The following is a 12,836-nucleotide window of genomic DNA, read 5'->3' as shown; positions in this document are numbered from 1 at the left end:
GACCGGCCCCTGACCAGGGGGCCAGGCTGGGCCCGGCACATGATCGATCGAAGGGCGGCGGCGTGGCCGAGTTCACTGTAGGTGACAAGGATTTCCTGGTGGACGGCCGCCCGGTACGGCTGCTTTCGGGGGCGCTGCACTACTTCCGGGTCCATGAGGAGCAGTGGCCGCACCGGCTGCGGATGCTGCGGGCGATGGGCCTGAACTGTGTGGAGACGTATGTCCCGTGGGATCTGCACGAGCCCGCGCCGGGCCGTTACGCGGACGTGGCGGCGCTGGGCCGGTTCCTGGACGCGGCCGAGGACGCGGGGTTGTGGGCGATCGTGCGGCCGGGCCCGTACATCTGCGCGGAGTGGGACAACGGCGGGCTGCCGTACTGGCTGACGGCGGCGGTGGGTGCGCGTGTACGGACCGGTGATCCGGCGTTTGTGGGCCCGGTGGAGCGGTGGTTCCGCCGTCTGATGCCGCAGGTCGTCTCGCGCCAGATCAGCCGCGGCGGCCCGGTGATCATGGTGCAGGTCGAGAACGAGTACGGGAGTTACGGCTCCGACCTGCCGTACCTCTCTTCTCTGGCCGCGCTGCTGCGTACCTGCGGCATCGATGTGCCGCTGTTCACCTCCGACGGCCCGGAGGACCACATGCTGACCGGCGGTTCGGTGCGCGGTGTGCTGGCGACGGTGAACTTCGGTTCGGGGGCCCGCGCGGCGTTCGCGACGCTGCGCGAGCACCGGGCCCGGGGTCCGTTGATGTGCATGGAGTTCTGGTGCGGCTGGTTCGACCACTGGGGCGCCGCGCATGTGGTGCGTGATCCGGCGGACGCGGCGGACGCGCTGCGGGAGATCCTTGAGTGCGGGGCGTCGGTGAACATCTATATGGCGCACGGCGGTACGAACTTCGCGGGCCGGGCGGGCGCCAATCGCGCGGGCGCGCTGCACGGGGGCGTGCTGGAGCCGGACGTGACGTCGTACGACTACGACGCGCCGGTGGACGAGGCGGGGCGGCCCACGGCGAAGTTCTGGCTGTTCCGGGAGGTCCTGGCGCGCTACCAGCAGGGGCCGCTGCCCGACGTACCGCCGGCGCCGCCCGTGCTGGGTGAGGGGCCGGTGCGCGTGGCGCTGGACGCGTGGGTGCCGCTGGACGAGGTGATCGATGCGCTGGGCGGGCCGGAGACGCGGACGCCGATGCCGCCGTCCTTCGAGGAGCTGGGCGTGGACCGGGGGCTGGTGCGCTACCGGGTGGCGGTGCCGGGGCCCCGGCGGCCGTATCCGCTCACGCTGGCCGGGCTGCGCGATCTGGCGGTCGTCCAGGTCGACGGGGTCCGGGCCGGGGTGCTGAGCGAACAGGACCCGGTACTGGCGGAGCCGGTGGCCGGGCCCGCGGTGGTCGAGGCGTGGGTGGAGTCCCTGGGGCGGGTCAACTACGGGCCGCGTACGGGCGAGCCGAAGGGGATCACGGGCGGTTTCCTGCACGAGCGGCAGTATCTGCACGGGGTACGGGCGCGGGGGCTGCGGCTGGACGCCTTGGACGACGCGGAGGCGGTCGCCGCGCTGGCATTCCGCGCCCCGGTGCGGCCGGGGGCGCGGGGCCTGTACCGGGGGTCGGTCGATATCGCGTCCCCCGGTGACGCCCGGCTCTGGCTGCCCGGCTGGACGCGGGGCTTCGTGTGGGTCAACGGCTGCTGTCTGGGGCGCTATTGGGCGGTGGGGCCGCAGGAGTCGCTGTATGTGCCGGGGCCGGTGCTGCGCGCGGGGCGCAACGAGGTGTGGGTGCTGGAGCTGGAGAGCGCGGGCGAGGGGCACGTACAACTGGCGTGAGGCTACGGGGGGTTGGCCGGGCGGGTCGCGTGCGCGCGGCCCGCCCGGCCTTCCTGCGTCTGCCTGTCTGTCTGTCTGTCTGCCGGCCGGCCGGCCCGCGTCTACGCCTCGCGGACCTCGAACGCGTCCAGCACGAACTCCGCCGTCCCGTCGTCCCCGACCTTGCGCAGCCCGACCCACGCCTGCCCGTCGTGCGGCGCGGTGAACTCGTAGCTCAGGACGGCCGGTTCGGTGGCCACGGGCAGTTGTGTACGGGACAGCTCCCGCTCCCCGGGCTCGTCCACCGCCGTGACCCAGGCGTACTGGCCGGCCTTCTCGTTCTCGTAACGGAAGGTGACGCGGTAGCGCGTGCCCGGCTCGAAGCGGACGGTGTGTTCCACCGTGCGGTACACCAGCCCGTCGTTCTCGCCGCGTGACTTGAGCGATTCGGTGCCGTCGATGACATCGTCGATCACCTTGCCGTTCCAGCCGCGCTGCGTGAACGGCGCGTGCCGCTGCGCGATATGGGTGCGGGGGTCGGTGGCGCCGCCCGCGTCGCCCTTCACGAAGGGGCCCCAGCCCTGTGGGACGTGCTGGAAGTCCTCGTACGCGAGCGCGTCGCGCTTCGTGGAGCGCACCGCGCGGACGACGCGGACGTTGTCGAAGCGCACCTGTGCCTCGCCCGCCGCCGCCTTCAGTAGGAGGTCGACGGGGCCGCCGCGCTCCGGGACGGTGAAGTAGGTGAACATCCTCTGGAAGCGGCTGCCGTGCTTGCGGTCGGCGGCGACGTAGTTGCCCGCCGTGGAGCTTTCGGTGAAGTTGACCGCCGTGACGCCGTCGGAGGTACGGACCTCCAGGGCCGCCCGGCGCCGCTCCCCCGCCGTCTTTCCGACCTCGACCTGTACCGACGCGGCGTAGGTGCCGGGTGCGAGCCGTTCGAGGCGCTGTCCTACAGAGGCGGCGCCGCCGGCGCCGATCACCAGGTCGTAGTCACCGAGCGCGCTCAGCTCGACGCGGGCCGGGCCGCTCACCCGCCACCCGGCCGTGGAGCCCGAGTTGAAGCCGGGGTCGGTCAGCGGTGTGGCCTGCCCCCAGTGCGGGTCGGGGGTGCCGGGGACCCTGGCGGGGTAGAGCACGTACGGCTGCCCGGCCTCGGCGTCGACGGTGACGTTGCCGCCCCGTACGGGCAGGTCGGCGACGTGTTCGCGGCCCTGGTCGGTGAGGCGGTACAGGGCCGTGCGGGGGCGCTCGCCCCAGCCGCGCGGCACCTGCCAGCGGGTGCTGCCGCCCTTGGGGTTGTAGTGGTAGAGCTTGGCCGGGTTCCTGGCCTCGCGCGGCTCCCAGGGCAGCAGGTAGGTACCGCCGTCGTAGACGAGCCGCCCGTCGGTGGTGATGCGCCGGATGCCGCCCTCGTCGCTCACGACGGTCCTGGTGGGTCCTTCGAAGCTGATCTCGTGCTCGGTCCAGCGCCGGATCGGGTACGCCTGGAGGTATTTGGCGGGCAGTGACTCGGTCCAGATCAGCTCGTAGAACACGTTCCAGTCGGTCTTGCCGACCCAGCCCTCGAAGTTGCCGGTGCGCGGGATGCCGAGCAGTGTGGGCCACTTGTCGGCGAAGACGTCCTTGTGGTGGTTGCGGATGAAGCGGATGAGCTGGGAGTTGATGCCGCGTGAGGTGTTGGGGCCGTAGTCGGTCTCGGTCGCCCAGTGCGCCCACAGCGCCGAGCGTTCCAGGCCGTGGCCCCATTCGGTGGTGATGTGCCAGCCCTGGTCGCGCAGCGCGCGCTGGAGCCGGTCGGAGTTCCAGCCGGATTCGCGGAAGACGTCGATGTAGAGGGTGTTGAGCGCGGGGTGGGTCTCGTCGCGCAGGTCTTTGAAGCGGGTGACGATGTCGCCGGAGACGAGGTCGCGGCGGGCGTCGATGCGGTAGCTCTGGTCGAGCCAGTCCCACTGTTCGTTTGTTTTGTCGACAAGTGTCTCGGAGAAGGCGTTCGCGACGGGGTAGGACTCGGTGGCGTTGACGTGGACGCCGAAGTCGCTGTGCCACTTCGCGCCCTCTTCAAGGAGGGTGTTGAGGTCGGCGAGGCCGCCGGCGCGCGTGTTGTGGTTCCCTGCGTAGTCGGGGTGAGCCGAGTCGTGGCCCTCGGACTGGTAGCCCTTGAGGAGGGTGTACTGGCGCAGCCCGTCGGTGGCCAGCGAGATCCGCTTGACCTGGTCGAGTGTGGCCAGGAACGGGTTGGTGGCCTGGCTGGCGAAGTTGAAGGGGATGTGCGGGACGACCCGCAGATGCTGCTCGTCGGCGCCGAGCGGGGTGACCATGATGTCGCGGAAGGCGATGGCGGCATCCTGCCAGTCGACGGTGCCGTCGCCGCCCCGGTCGCGGGTGATGATCACGGTGGCGTACGGCAGCGGTTCGGTGGCGTCGACGGGTGAGGTGTCGGCGCGGTGTGTCCACTGGCCGCAGCGCAGTTGGGCCTCGACGGCGCCGTCGCGCCGTTCGATACGGTGCCACAGCCGTCCGTTGTCCCAGGTGGTGCCGGCGGCGGGCCGGTCGTACACGGTGTTGGTCTCGATGGCGCCGCCCAGCCGGTCGTGCGCGACGACGGCGTACGCGCAGCCTGCCGCCGCTCTGGCGGGGGTGTCGGGTGTGAGCCGGACGAGGGTGTCGCCGCTCTTGGCCTTGTCGAGTTCGACGCGGGCGGCCAGCAGTGTCGCGCCGCTCTGGTCGCCGCGTACGCAGAGCAGGGCGAGCGCGGGCACCTCCAGTGTGCCGACGCGCAGGGTCTCGGTGTCCGCGACGCGGGTGATGCGCCAGTCGACGCGCCATCCTTCGACGGTGATCTCGGCGTCGATCTCGGTGCCGCCGTCGAAGGCGAGGGTGTACGAGATCCGGCCACGGGCGGCGGGCCGGGTGGTGACCTTCGGGGTGTGCGGCGCGCCGTTGATCAGGATGTCGGTGACCGGGGTGCTCTGCCCGTACAGGACGGCGCGGGTGGAACGGTCGGTGTACGACACGACGCGCGGAAAGCCGCTGTCGACGCGGACCTCCAGTTGGCGCGAGCGCAGGACGCTCTCGCGGGTGCCGGGGGCGGGCGCGGGTACGGGGCCCGGCCCCGTACCGGCCGCGAAGGCGCCGCCCGGAGCGGCGAGGGCGGCGCCGGCCCCGGCGAGTGCGGTGGCGGCCACGACGGTTCTGCGGCGGGGGCCTCGGTCACTTGCGTTGGCGTTCACGTCGCTCCTCTTCGTCCACGGTGTTCCGTGCACGTCAATTTGCGTCGTGGGGAGCGGGCGCGCCCATGGACAAAGGCGGGACAGGTCTTGGACTAACGCGCCGACGGCGTGTCCGCGACCTGTCCCGCCCCGCGGGTCACACGCTCGGGTCAGAGGGTGGCGGCGGCCGACGCGATCGCGGAGGCGAAGGTGGAGACCTCGGTGTAGACACCGGGGTAGTTGGGCCGGGCGCAGCCGTTGCCCCAGCTCACGATGCCGACCTGGATGAACGCGCCGGCGTTGTCCTTGCGGAACATCGGGCCGCCGGAGTCACCCTGGCAGGTGTCCGTGCCGCCGGCGGCGAATCCGGCGCAGATCTCCTCGCTCGCGATGATCTGGCCGCCGTAGTTCGAGTTGCAGGTGGCGTCGGAGACGAACGGGACGGTGGCCTTGAGGAGGTAGCGCTGCTGGGCGCCGCCCTCGGTGGCCGCGCCCCAGCCGGCGACGGTGAAGTTGCCGTTGTTGTACGCCGTGGTGGTGGCGATCTTCAGGGTCGGCAGGTTGATGGGCGTGGCGAGCTTGATGAGCGCCCAGTCCTTGCCCGCGCCGTTGTAGCCGGGGGCCTGGAGGACCTTGGTGGAGCGGACCTTGATGGCGCTGGTGCTCTGGAGGTCCACGACACCGGCGGTGGCGGTGATGCTGGTGTTGTTGCCCGATCCGCTCACACAGTGCGCGGCGGTGAGCACGACGGTGGGCGAGTACAGCGAGCCGCCACAGCCCATGGAGAGGCGGACCATGAAGGGGAACTCGCCCTGGGCGGCACGGGTGCCGCCGACGACGGGCGGGGCGAGGGGGGCCGCGGCCTGCGTCGTCCGGGGCGCGTCCGGCACGGGCGCGGCGGAGGAGGACGCGGTCTGGAGGCTGATGGCGGCGAGCATGACTGCGCCGACGGTGACGCATCTCTTGAGAACACCCTGAATGCTCAACGGTCTGCCTTTCGTGGGGGCTTGAGGGATATGTCCCTGCAGGGCACACGGGTCGACGCGCGTCGCACGTCATTGGCATGAGCCCGACAGGAACGCGATCCGGATTATCCGGAGGGCGGGAGCGGCCCCACAAGATACGAATCTCGGCCAACCGAACGGTCGGCCTCCGGTCGCCGTCCGGCCACCGAACACCGGAACACGCCCACTCCCCCGGCCGCCGCGCGAGCGAGGCCGGACACAGCGCCCACACGGACGAAAAAGAGGGAGGGGTGGCACCCGGACCACCCGGTCCGGGTGCCACCCCTCCGCCGTCATTTCAGGCCGTGATTCAGGCCGTCATTCAGGCCGTCATTCGGGCCGTCATTCGGGCGGTCATTCAGGCCGTCGTTCCAGACCGTCGTTCCAGACCGTCAAAGACCCGCCGCCGCCGACCGGATGTCCGCGGCGAAGGTGGACACCTCGGTGTAGACGCCCGGGTAGCCGGGCTGCGCGCAGCCCTGGCCCCAGCTCACGATGCCGACCTGGATCCAGCCGCCCGCGCCGTTGTCACGGAACATCGGGCCGCCGGAGTCGCCCTGGCAGGTGTCGACCCCGCCCTCGTCGATGAACCCGGCGCAGATCTCCTCGGACGGGACGAGACTGCTGCCGTACGCGCCCTCGCAGTCCGCGTCGGAGACGAACGGCACGTTGGCCTTGAGCATGTACCGCTCCTGCGGACCGCCCTCGGTCGCCGCGCCCCAGCCGGCGACGGTGAACTCGCCGTTGTTGAGCGCGTCGTCCGTGGCTATGTCCAGCGTGGGCAGGTCGATCGGCTCGGCGAGCTTGATCAGCGCCCAGTCCTTGCCGGTGCCGTTGTAGCCCGGAGCCTGAAGGATCTCGGTCGAGTTGACCTCGATGGCGTCCGGGCTCTGGAGGTCCACGACGCCCGCCGTGGCGGTGATGCTCGTGTCGGGGCCGGAGCCGTCCACGCAGTGGGCGGCGGTCAGGACGATGTCCTGCTCGTAGAGCGCGCCGCCGCAGCCCATGGAGAGGCGGACCATGAAGGGGAACTCACCCTGCTCGGCGGGGGTACCGCCGACGACCGGCGGGGCCGGGGTGGGGGCGGCCGACGCGGTGGTGGGCTGGAGACTGACACCGGCGAGGACGACCGCGCCGACGACGGCACATCTTTTGAGGACACGCAGAAAGCTCAACTGACTGCCTTTCGTGGGGGGAAACAGTGCGTTTGATCGTCTTGCGTGGGGCTGTCGTGCGTAAAGCTGTGTACGGATGTACGGATGACGCTCAGCACGTGGGGGTGCCGTACGCATGGCGAGGCCGACCGACGAACGGGTGAAACGTGGAACGCCGGTATGCGCCCGCCACAGCGTGATCCGGATTATGGGGAGGAAATCAGCCGTGGCACAAGAAGCGGGTTTCGGCCAACCGAACGGTCGGGCTCCGTCCGCCGCACGTCGGGCGGCCCCCCGTACAGTTGACAGCGGTCGACCGTCCTACGAAGGGGTAGTGGCGTGACGGACAGAGGCGCGACGAACGGCGGCAGCCCCGTCGTACACGGCTATCCGCATCTCGACACCGCGCGGGCCGCCATCACGGCGCTCTACCGGCGTATGTCCGGTGACGGCATCCGCCAGTACGACACGAGTGTCGCGCCCGCCGACGTCGCCTTCGCCGATCACGACGATCTCCACCTCGGGGTGCAGCGGGTGGCCCGCGCGCTGGTCCAGCAGTTGCATCTGCCGGACGCCCGGATGATCGTCAGCTTCCGCGAGATGGAGCACGCGGCGAGCGTCGAGCTGACGGCGGGGCCGGAGTACTTCATCGAGCTGAACGACCGTTTCCGCACGCACCGCAGGGACATCGGCGCCGCCCTCGCGCACGAGATCACCCATGTCCTGCTGCACCGGCTCGGGCTGAGCTTCCCCGGCACGCGCGACAACGAGATCCTGACCGACACCGTGACGACCTATCTGGGCGCGGGCTGGCTGCTGCTCGACGCGTTCCGGGAGGACCGGGACTCCAGCCAGAAGCTCGGCTATCTGACGCCGGAGGAGTTCGGCTATGTGCTGGCCAAGCGCGCCATCGTCTTCAACGAGGACCCCGGCATCTGGTTCACCAGCCCGCAGGGCTACACCGCGTACACGAAGGGCAAGGCGCAGGCCGTACGGGACGAGCAGCAGCCGCCGCTGACCACGGCGGGCTGGTCGGGCCGCCACCGGTACGCCAAGGACCGGCGTTACGCGCTCGACCACCCCGGCGAGTCCGCGCCCCCGTCCGGCTTCGGGTCCGGCCTCGGATCCGGGTCCGGGGACGCGGGACGCCCGTACGCCTTCGAGACGCTTGCCGACGGACTGCGGGTGTCGTTCCCCTGCCCCACCTGCCATCAGCGCGTCCGGGTGCCGGTCAGGGGCCGGGTGCGGGCGCGCTGCCAGCTCTGTCACACCGTGCTCGACTGCGACACCTGAACTACCCCTGGCCGCAGGGGACTTCGCCACAGGTGACGGATGGTCATCGATTTATCGATTTGGCCTGAATGACCTTCCCGAGCGAAGGTCGAAGTATGACGAATGAGCGGACAGCGGGCTCCGACCGGGCGCGGGACGAGCTGTTCTCGGCCGTGTACGACGGCCGGGACGACGCCGTCGTCGCCCTGCTGCGCTCCGGCGTCCCCGCCGAGGCCACCGACCAGGACGGCCAGAGCGCGCTCTACGCCGCCGCGGTCAGCGACGAACCCGGCGCGGTCCGGGTGCTGCTGGCGGCGGGCGCCGACCCCGAGCGCGCGAGCGGGGCGGACGGCGGCGACCTGCCGCTGTGCGGGGCCGCGTGCGGCGGTCATACGGAGGTGGTGCTGGCCCTGCTCGCGGCGGGCGCGCGCACCGACCGGCGCGAGGCGTACGGCTTCACGGCGCTGGCCTGGGCCGTCGGACAGGGGCACGCGGACACGGTCGAGGCCCTGCTGGCGCACGGCGCCGACCCCGACCTGCCAGGGCCGGGCGGCGGCGCCCCGGACGGTGAGCCGCCCCTGGTGACGGCCGCCCGGCGCGGCTCACCGTCGACCGTACGGGCCCTGCTGCGGCACGGCGCGGGCGCGCGACAGGAGGCGCTGGCCGAGGCCCGGCGGTGGACCGCGCCCGAGGCGGTGGAGCACGAACTGCACGCCGAACTGCTGCCGTTGGCCGGCGAGGGCGACGAGACGGTGGTGCGCCGGATCGAGGAGGACGGCGGGGTGACGGTCGTCGTCGAGACGCTGAAGGACGGCGCGCCGGTGGCGAGCCTGGAGCGGCAGACCGGGCACGCGGCGATCACCACGCTGCTTGAGGAGTCCCTGGGCGTCCGGACGCCGTTCGAGGAACTGGCGGGGCGGGCACTGCGGTGCGGGGTGCCGGGCCGGGACGACTGGCTGGAGCCGGTGGCCACGCTGTGGCGGCGCGGCGACGAGGAGTCGTGCCAGGCGGCGCTCGCCTGGTGCGCGAGCGACGATCCCCTGCGTCGCGCGTTCGCGGCGGACGTGCTCGGCGGGCTGGGCCCGCTGTTCGCGGGCCAGGCGCTGCCGCCGCTACGGGAGTTGTGCGCGGGCGCCCAGACCCCGGAGCTGATCGGCGCGAGCGTGACGGCGCTCGGAAAGCTGGGCAAGCTCGGAAAGCTCGGAAAACTGGAAAAGCCGGGAAGGCGCGGCGAGTTGGACGGCCTGCCGCAGGTCCTGCGGCACAGCGGTCATCCGGACGCAGCGATACGCCGCCGGGTCGCCCTCGCGCTGGCCGGGCTCGTGCCGGGCGACCACGAGGACGGCCTGGCGGCGCTGACGGCGCTGAGCGCGGACGCCGACGACTCGGTACGGCGGCGGGCGACGACGGCCCTGGCGGGGGCCGACGCCGACACGACCGCGATCCGCACGGCGCTGGCGGCGCGCCTGGCGGACCCGGTCGCGGTCACGGCGGCCGAGGCGGCGCGGGGGCTGGCGGTGCGCCAGGATCCGCGCGCGGTGGACGCCCTGGCCAGGATGCTCGCCGACGGGTCGGTGACCGGTCACGCGCGCGAGACGGCGGCCGACGCGGTGCGCCGACTGCCGGACGCGGCGGTACGGCGCAGACTGGCGGGCCTGCTGCCGCGCCGCCGGTGAGGCGCGGGCGTCATCGGGTCACAGCAGCCGCAGCGCGCCGGGCGCCCGCTCGTCGATGATGTCGGTGAGCCAGTCGAAGACCGTGCTGCCACGGCCGGCTTCCGCCTCGTCCAACTGCCCTTGCACATATGCCCTGTTGACCTCGGGCACCCGCGCCAGCCGGAGCCGGAGCCGGCGCGCCGTCTCCTGGTGGCCGAGGGCGCGGCGGGAGAGTTCGTGGTCGCGCCATTCGATGACGAAGTCCCGGTCGTCCGGGGTCCCGTAGCCGCCGCCGAGGCAGTCGGCGAAGGCGTCGAGGTTACGGCCGAAGTAGCCGTCCGGTCCGTTCACGGCCTCGCCCATCACCTGCCAGAAACGCTCCAGGTCGGTGACCTCCGCCCCGGGAATCACATACGTCACAGTCATGAGGCGGAGGCTACCTGCGCTGTCGGGGATCAGCAGCCGTGGTCGACCAGGTCGAAGGACGCGTAGTGGTCGGCGGTGTAGTAGTCCTGCTGCGAGTTACCGGTCACGATGCGGCGCGCGCCGCGGTCGGGAGAGCCCGGCGTCTTGACGGTGTACTCGTGGTAGTAGCCGGTGGACTGCTGCGGCAGGATGCCTTCGCGGTTCTGGAAGACCCCGCCGTCCTGCGGGTACGGGTAGGGCCCGCCCGCGTCGATCAGGTCGAGGGTGTCGTGGGCCTGGGACGGGAGGTCGGAGTAGCAGATCTCGCCGACCGCGAGCGGGGCGGCGGTGGCGGCGGTGGCCGTGGTCGCGACCGTACCGCCGACGAGAAGGGTGGACAGGAGGGCGGCTGCGCCGCCTATGAGGGCGATTCGTGGGGGGATTCGCATGTCCACCATGATGACGCGCGTAGACGTGAGCACGTCAATGCCAAGTCCGTGGAGTTTTCGGGAAGTTAACCGACCGGCACGGGCACGACACCCGCCGGACGGGCTTTCAAAGCCCGTCCGGCGATCGAGGACACAACACGCGGCCCGTCCGGCGATCGAGGACACAACACGCGGCCCGTCCGGCGATCGAGGACAAGCGCGGCTACGAGCCGCGCGCCCAGCCGCCCCGGGCCGATCCACGAAGACCCGCCGGAGGCGCTACGCGGCGGTGCGCCGACCGCCCTCGGTACCGCGCTCCGGCGGGCGGCCACGACGGCCGCCCCTGCTGCCACGCCCGGCGCCGCCGGCCGCGACCGGCCGGGCCCCGCCGCCGCCACCCGAACCCGAAGCGCCCGAGCCGTTGCTCCGCCGCGCCGGCCGCGACGCACGCGCCTTCTGCGGCTTCTGCACGACCGCCTGCGGCACCTCGATGGTGATCGCGACCCCGGACGGCTCCCGCGCCCCGGTGAGCCGCGCCAGTTCCTCGTCGGTCGACTTGACGCTGGCGGACCGGGGCGCGATGCCCGCGTCCGACATCAGCCGCGTCATGTCCCGCTTCTGCTCGGGCAGGACGAGCGTGACGACGCTGCCGGACTCACCGGCACGCGCGGTGCGCCCGCCCCGGTGCAGATAGTCCTTGTGATCGACGGGCGGGTCGACGTTGACGACCAGGTCGAGGTCGTCGACGTGGATGCCGCGGGCCGCGACGTTCGTCGCGACGAGCACGGTCACCAGCCCGGTCTTGAACTGGTCCAGCGTGCGGTTGCGCTGCGGCTGGGAGCGCCCGCCGTGCAGGCCCGAGGCCCGTACGCCGCTCGCCAGCAGCCGCTTGACCAGCCGGTCCACCGCCCGCTTGGTGTCCAGGAACAGCAGCACCCGGCCCTCGCGGGCCGCGATGCGCATCGTGACGGCCTTCTTGTCGGTCTCGTCCATGACGTACAGGACGTGGTGCTCCATCGTGGTGACCGCGCCCTGCGAGGGGTCGACGGAGTGCACGACGGGGTCGGTCAGATACTGCCGTACGAGCCGGTCGATGTTCTTGTCGAGCGTCGCGGAGAACAGCATCCGCTGCCCGTCCGGCCGCACCTGCTTGAGCAGCGCGGTGACCTGCGGCATGAAGCCCATGTCGGCCATCTGGTCGGCCTCGTCGAGGACGGTGATGGTGACCTGGTCCAGCCGGCAGTCGCCGCGCTCGATGAGGTCCTTGAGCCGTCCCGGCGTCGCCACGAGCACTTCGGCGCCGCGCCTGAGCTGTGCGGCCTGCTTGCTGATCGACAGGCCGCCGACGACGGTGGCCATCCGCAGGTTCACGGCGGTGGCGTACGGGGTGAGCGCGTCGGTGACCTGCTGGGCCAGCTCGCGCGTGGGCACCAGCACCATCGCGTACGGCGCGCGCGGCTCGGCGCGGCGCCCGGCGAGGCGCGCCAGCAGCGCGAGGCCGAAGGCGAGGGTCTTGCCGGATCCGGTACGGCCCCGGCCGAGGATGTCGCGGCCCGCGAGGGAGTTCGGGAGGGTGGCGCCCTGGATCGGGAAGGGCTCGGTCACACCCAGTGAGGTGAGGGTCTTGAGCAGGGCCGCGGGCATGTCGAGCTCGTCGAACGCCTCGACGGCGGGCAGCGCGGGGGTGATGGATTCCGGCAGCGTGAACTCCTGCGGGCGCGCCACACGGCGGGCCGGCGCCTTCGCCGAGCCTTTAGCGGGGCCCCTGGTACGGGAGTTGACCGGGCGCTTGCCGGCCGGGCGGGGTGCGCGGGCCGGGCGTTCGGGGCGAGTCATTCGGTAAAGAAACCTTCCTGGGCCTGGGGACAGCACAAGCCGGGACCCGCACCGTGCAGGTGCGGGCCCCGGCTGCGAGG

At 72.0% G+C, this 12,836-nt stretch carries 9 protein-coding genes; 3 read left to right on the top strand and 6 right to left on the bottom strand.

Features of this window, described 5'->3' with window-relative positions; genetic code table 11:
* Positions 1-62: 62 nt before the first annotated feature.
* Positions 63-1,814 carry a glycoside hydrolase family 35 protein gene (locus OG329_RS32830; RefSeq protein WP_405800033.1) on the top strand — a complete coding sequence of 584 codons (1,752 nt, stop codon included), beginning with the start codon at positions 63-65 and terminating at the stop codon, positions 1,812-1,814.
* A gap of 101 nt (positions 1,815-1,915) precedes the next feature.
* Here OG329_RS32830 and OG329_RS32825 read toward each other — a convergent pair whose 3' ends face one another.
* The 3 genes from OG329_RS32825 to OG329_RS32815 all read right to left on the bottom strand — a co-directional run bounded on the left by OG329_RS32825 (position 1,916) and on the right by OG329_RS32815 (position 7,181).
* The gene (locus OG329_RS32825; protein WP_405800032.1) at positions 1,916-5,023 is read right to left on the bottom strand and encodes an endo-alpha-N-acetylgalactosaminidase family protein; all 3,108 of its coding nucleotides are present in this window, start codon (positions 5,021-5,023) and stop codon (positions 1,916-1,918) included.
* Positions 5,024-5,172: 149 nt separating this feature from the next.
* Positions 5,173-5,940 (bottom strand): S1 family peptidase, encoded by a 768-nt coding sequence (locus OG329_RS32820; RefSeq protein ID WP_405802149.1) that lies wholly within the window; start codon positions 5,938-5,940, stop codon positions 5,173-5,175.
* Positions 5,941-6,398: 458 nt separating this feature from the next.
* Positions 6,399-7,181: a S1 family peptidase gene (locus tag OG329_RS32815; RefSeq protein ID WP_405800031.1), complete on the bottom strand. Its 783-nt coding sequence runs from the start codon at positions 7,179-7,181 to the stop codon at positions 6,399-6,401.
* A 318-nt stretch (positions 7,182-7,499) separates the two neighbouring features.
* On the opposite strand from OG329_RS32815, the gene OG329_RS32810 reads away from it, so the two are divergent.
* Both OG329_RS32810 and OG329_RS32805 read left to right on the top strand, forming a co-directional pair.
* Positions 7,500-8,453, top strand: a complete 954-nt coding sequence (locus OG329_RS32810) for a hypothetical protein (RefSeq protein WP_405800029.1) — start codon at positions 7,500-7,502, stop codon at positions 8,451-8,453.
* A 95-nt stretch (positions 8,454-8,548) separates the two neighbouring features.
* Entirely contained in the window at positions 8,549-10,108 is a 1,560-nt protein-coding gene (locus OG329_RS32805) for an ankyrin repeat domain-containing protein (protein WP_405800028.1), read from the top strand.
* A gap of 18 nt (positions 10,109-10,126) precedes the next feature.
* On the opposite strand, the gene OG329_RS32800 is transcribed toward OG329_RS32805, so the two are convergent.
* From OG329_RS32800 to OG329_RS32790, 3 genes are all read right to left on the bottom strand, one after another.
* Positions 10,127-10,513, bottom strand: coding sequence for a barstar family protein (locus OG329_RS32800; RefSeq protein ID WP_405800027.1), 387 nt, complete (start codon positions 10,511-10,513; stop codon positions 10,127-10,129).
* A 29-nt stretch (positions 10,514-10,542) separates the two neighbouring features.
* Positions 10,543-10,941: a ribonuclease domain-containing protein gene (locus OG329_RS32795; RefSeq protein WP_405800026.1), complete on the bottom strand. Its 399-nt coding sequence runs from the start codon at positions 10,939-10,941 to the stop codon at positions 10,543-10,545.
* Positions 10,942-11,199: 258 nt separating this feature from the next.
* On the bottom strand, positions 11,200-12,756 hold the full coding sequence (locus OG329_RS32790; protein WP_405800025.1) for a DEAD/DEAH box helicase: 1,557 nt from the start codon (positions 12,754-12,756) through the stop codon (positions 11,200-11,202).
* Between the last annotated feature and the right edge of the window lie 80 nt (positions 12,757-12,836).

Source organism: Streptomyces sp. NBC_01506, from assembly GCF_045040295.1.
GTDB lineage: Bacteria > Actinomycetota > Actinomycetes > Streptomycetales > Streptomycetaceae > Streptomyces.
This window is presented reverse-complemented; position numbering and strand designations above follow the sequence as displayed.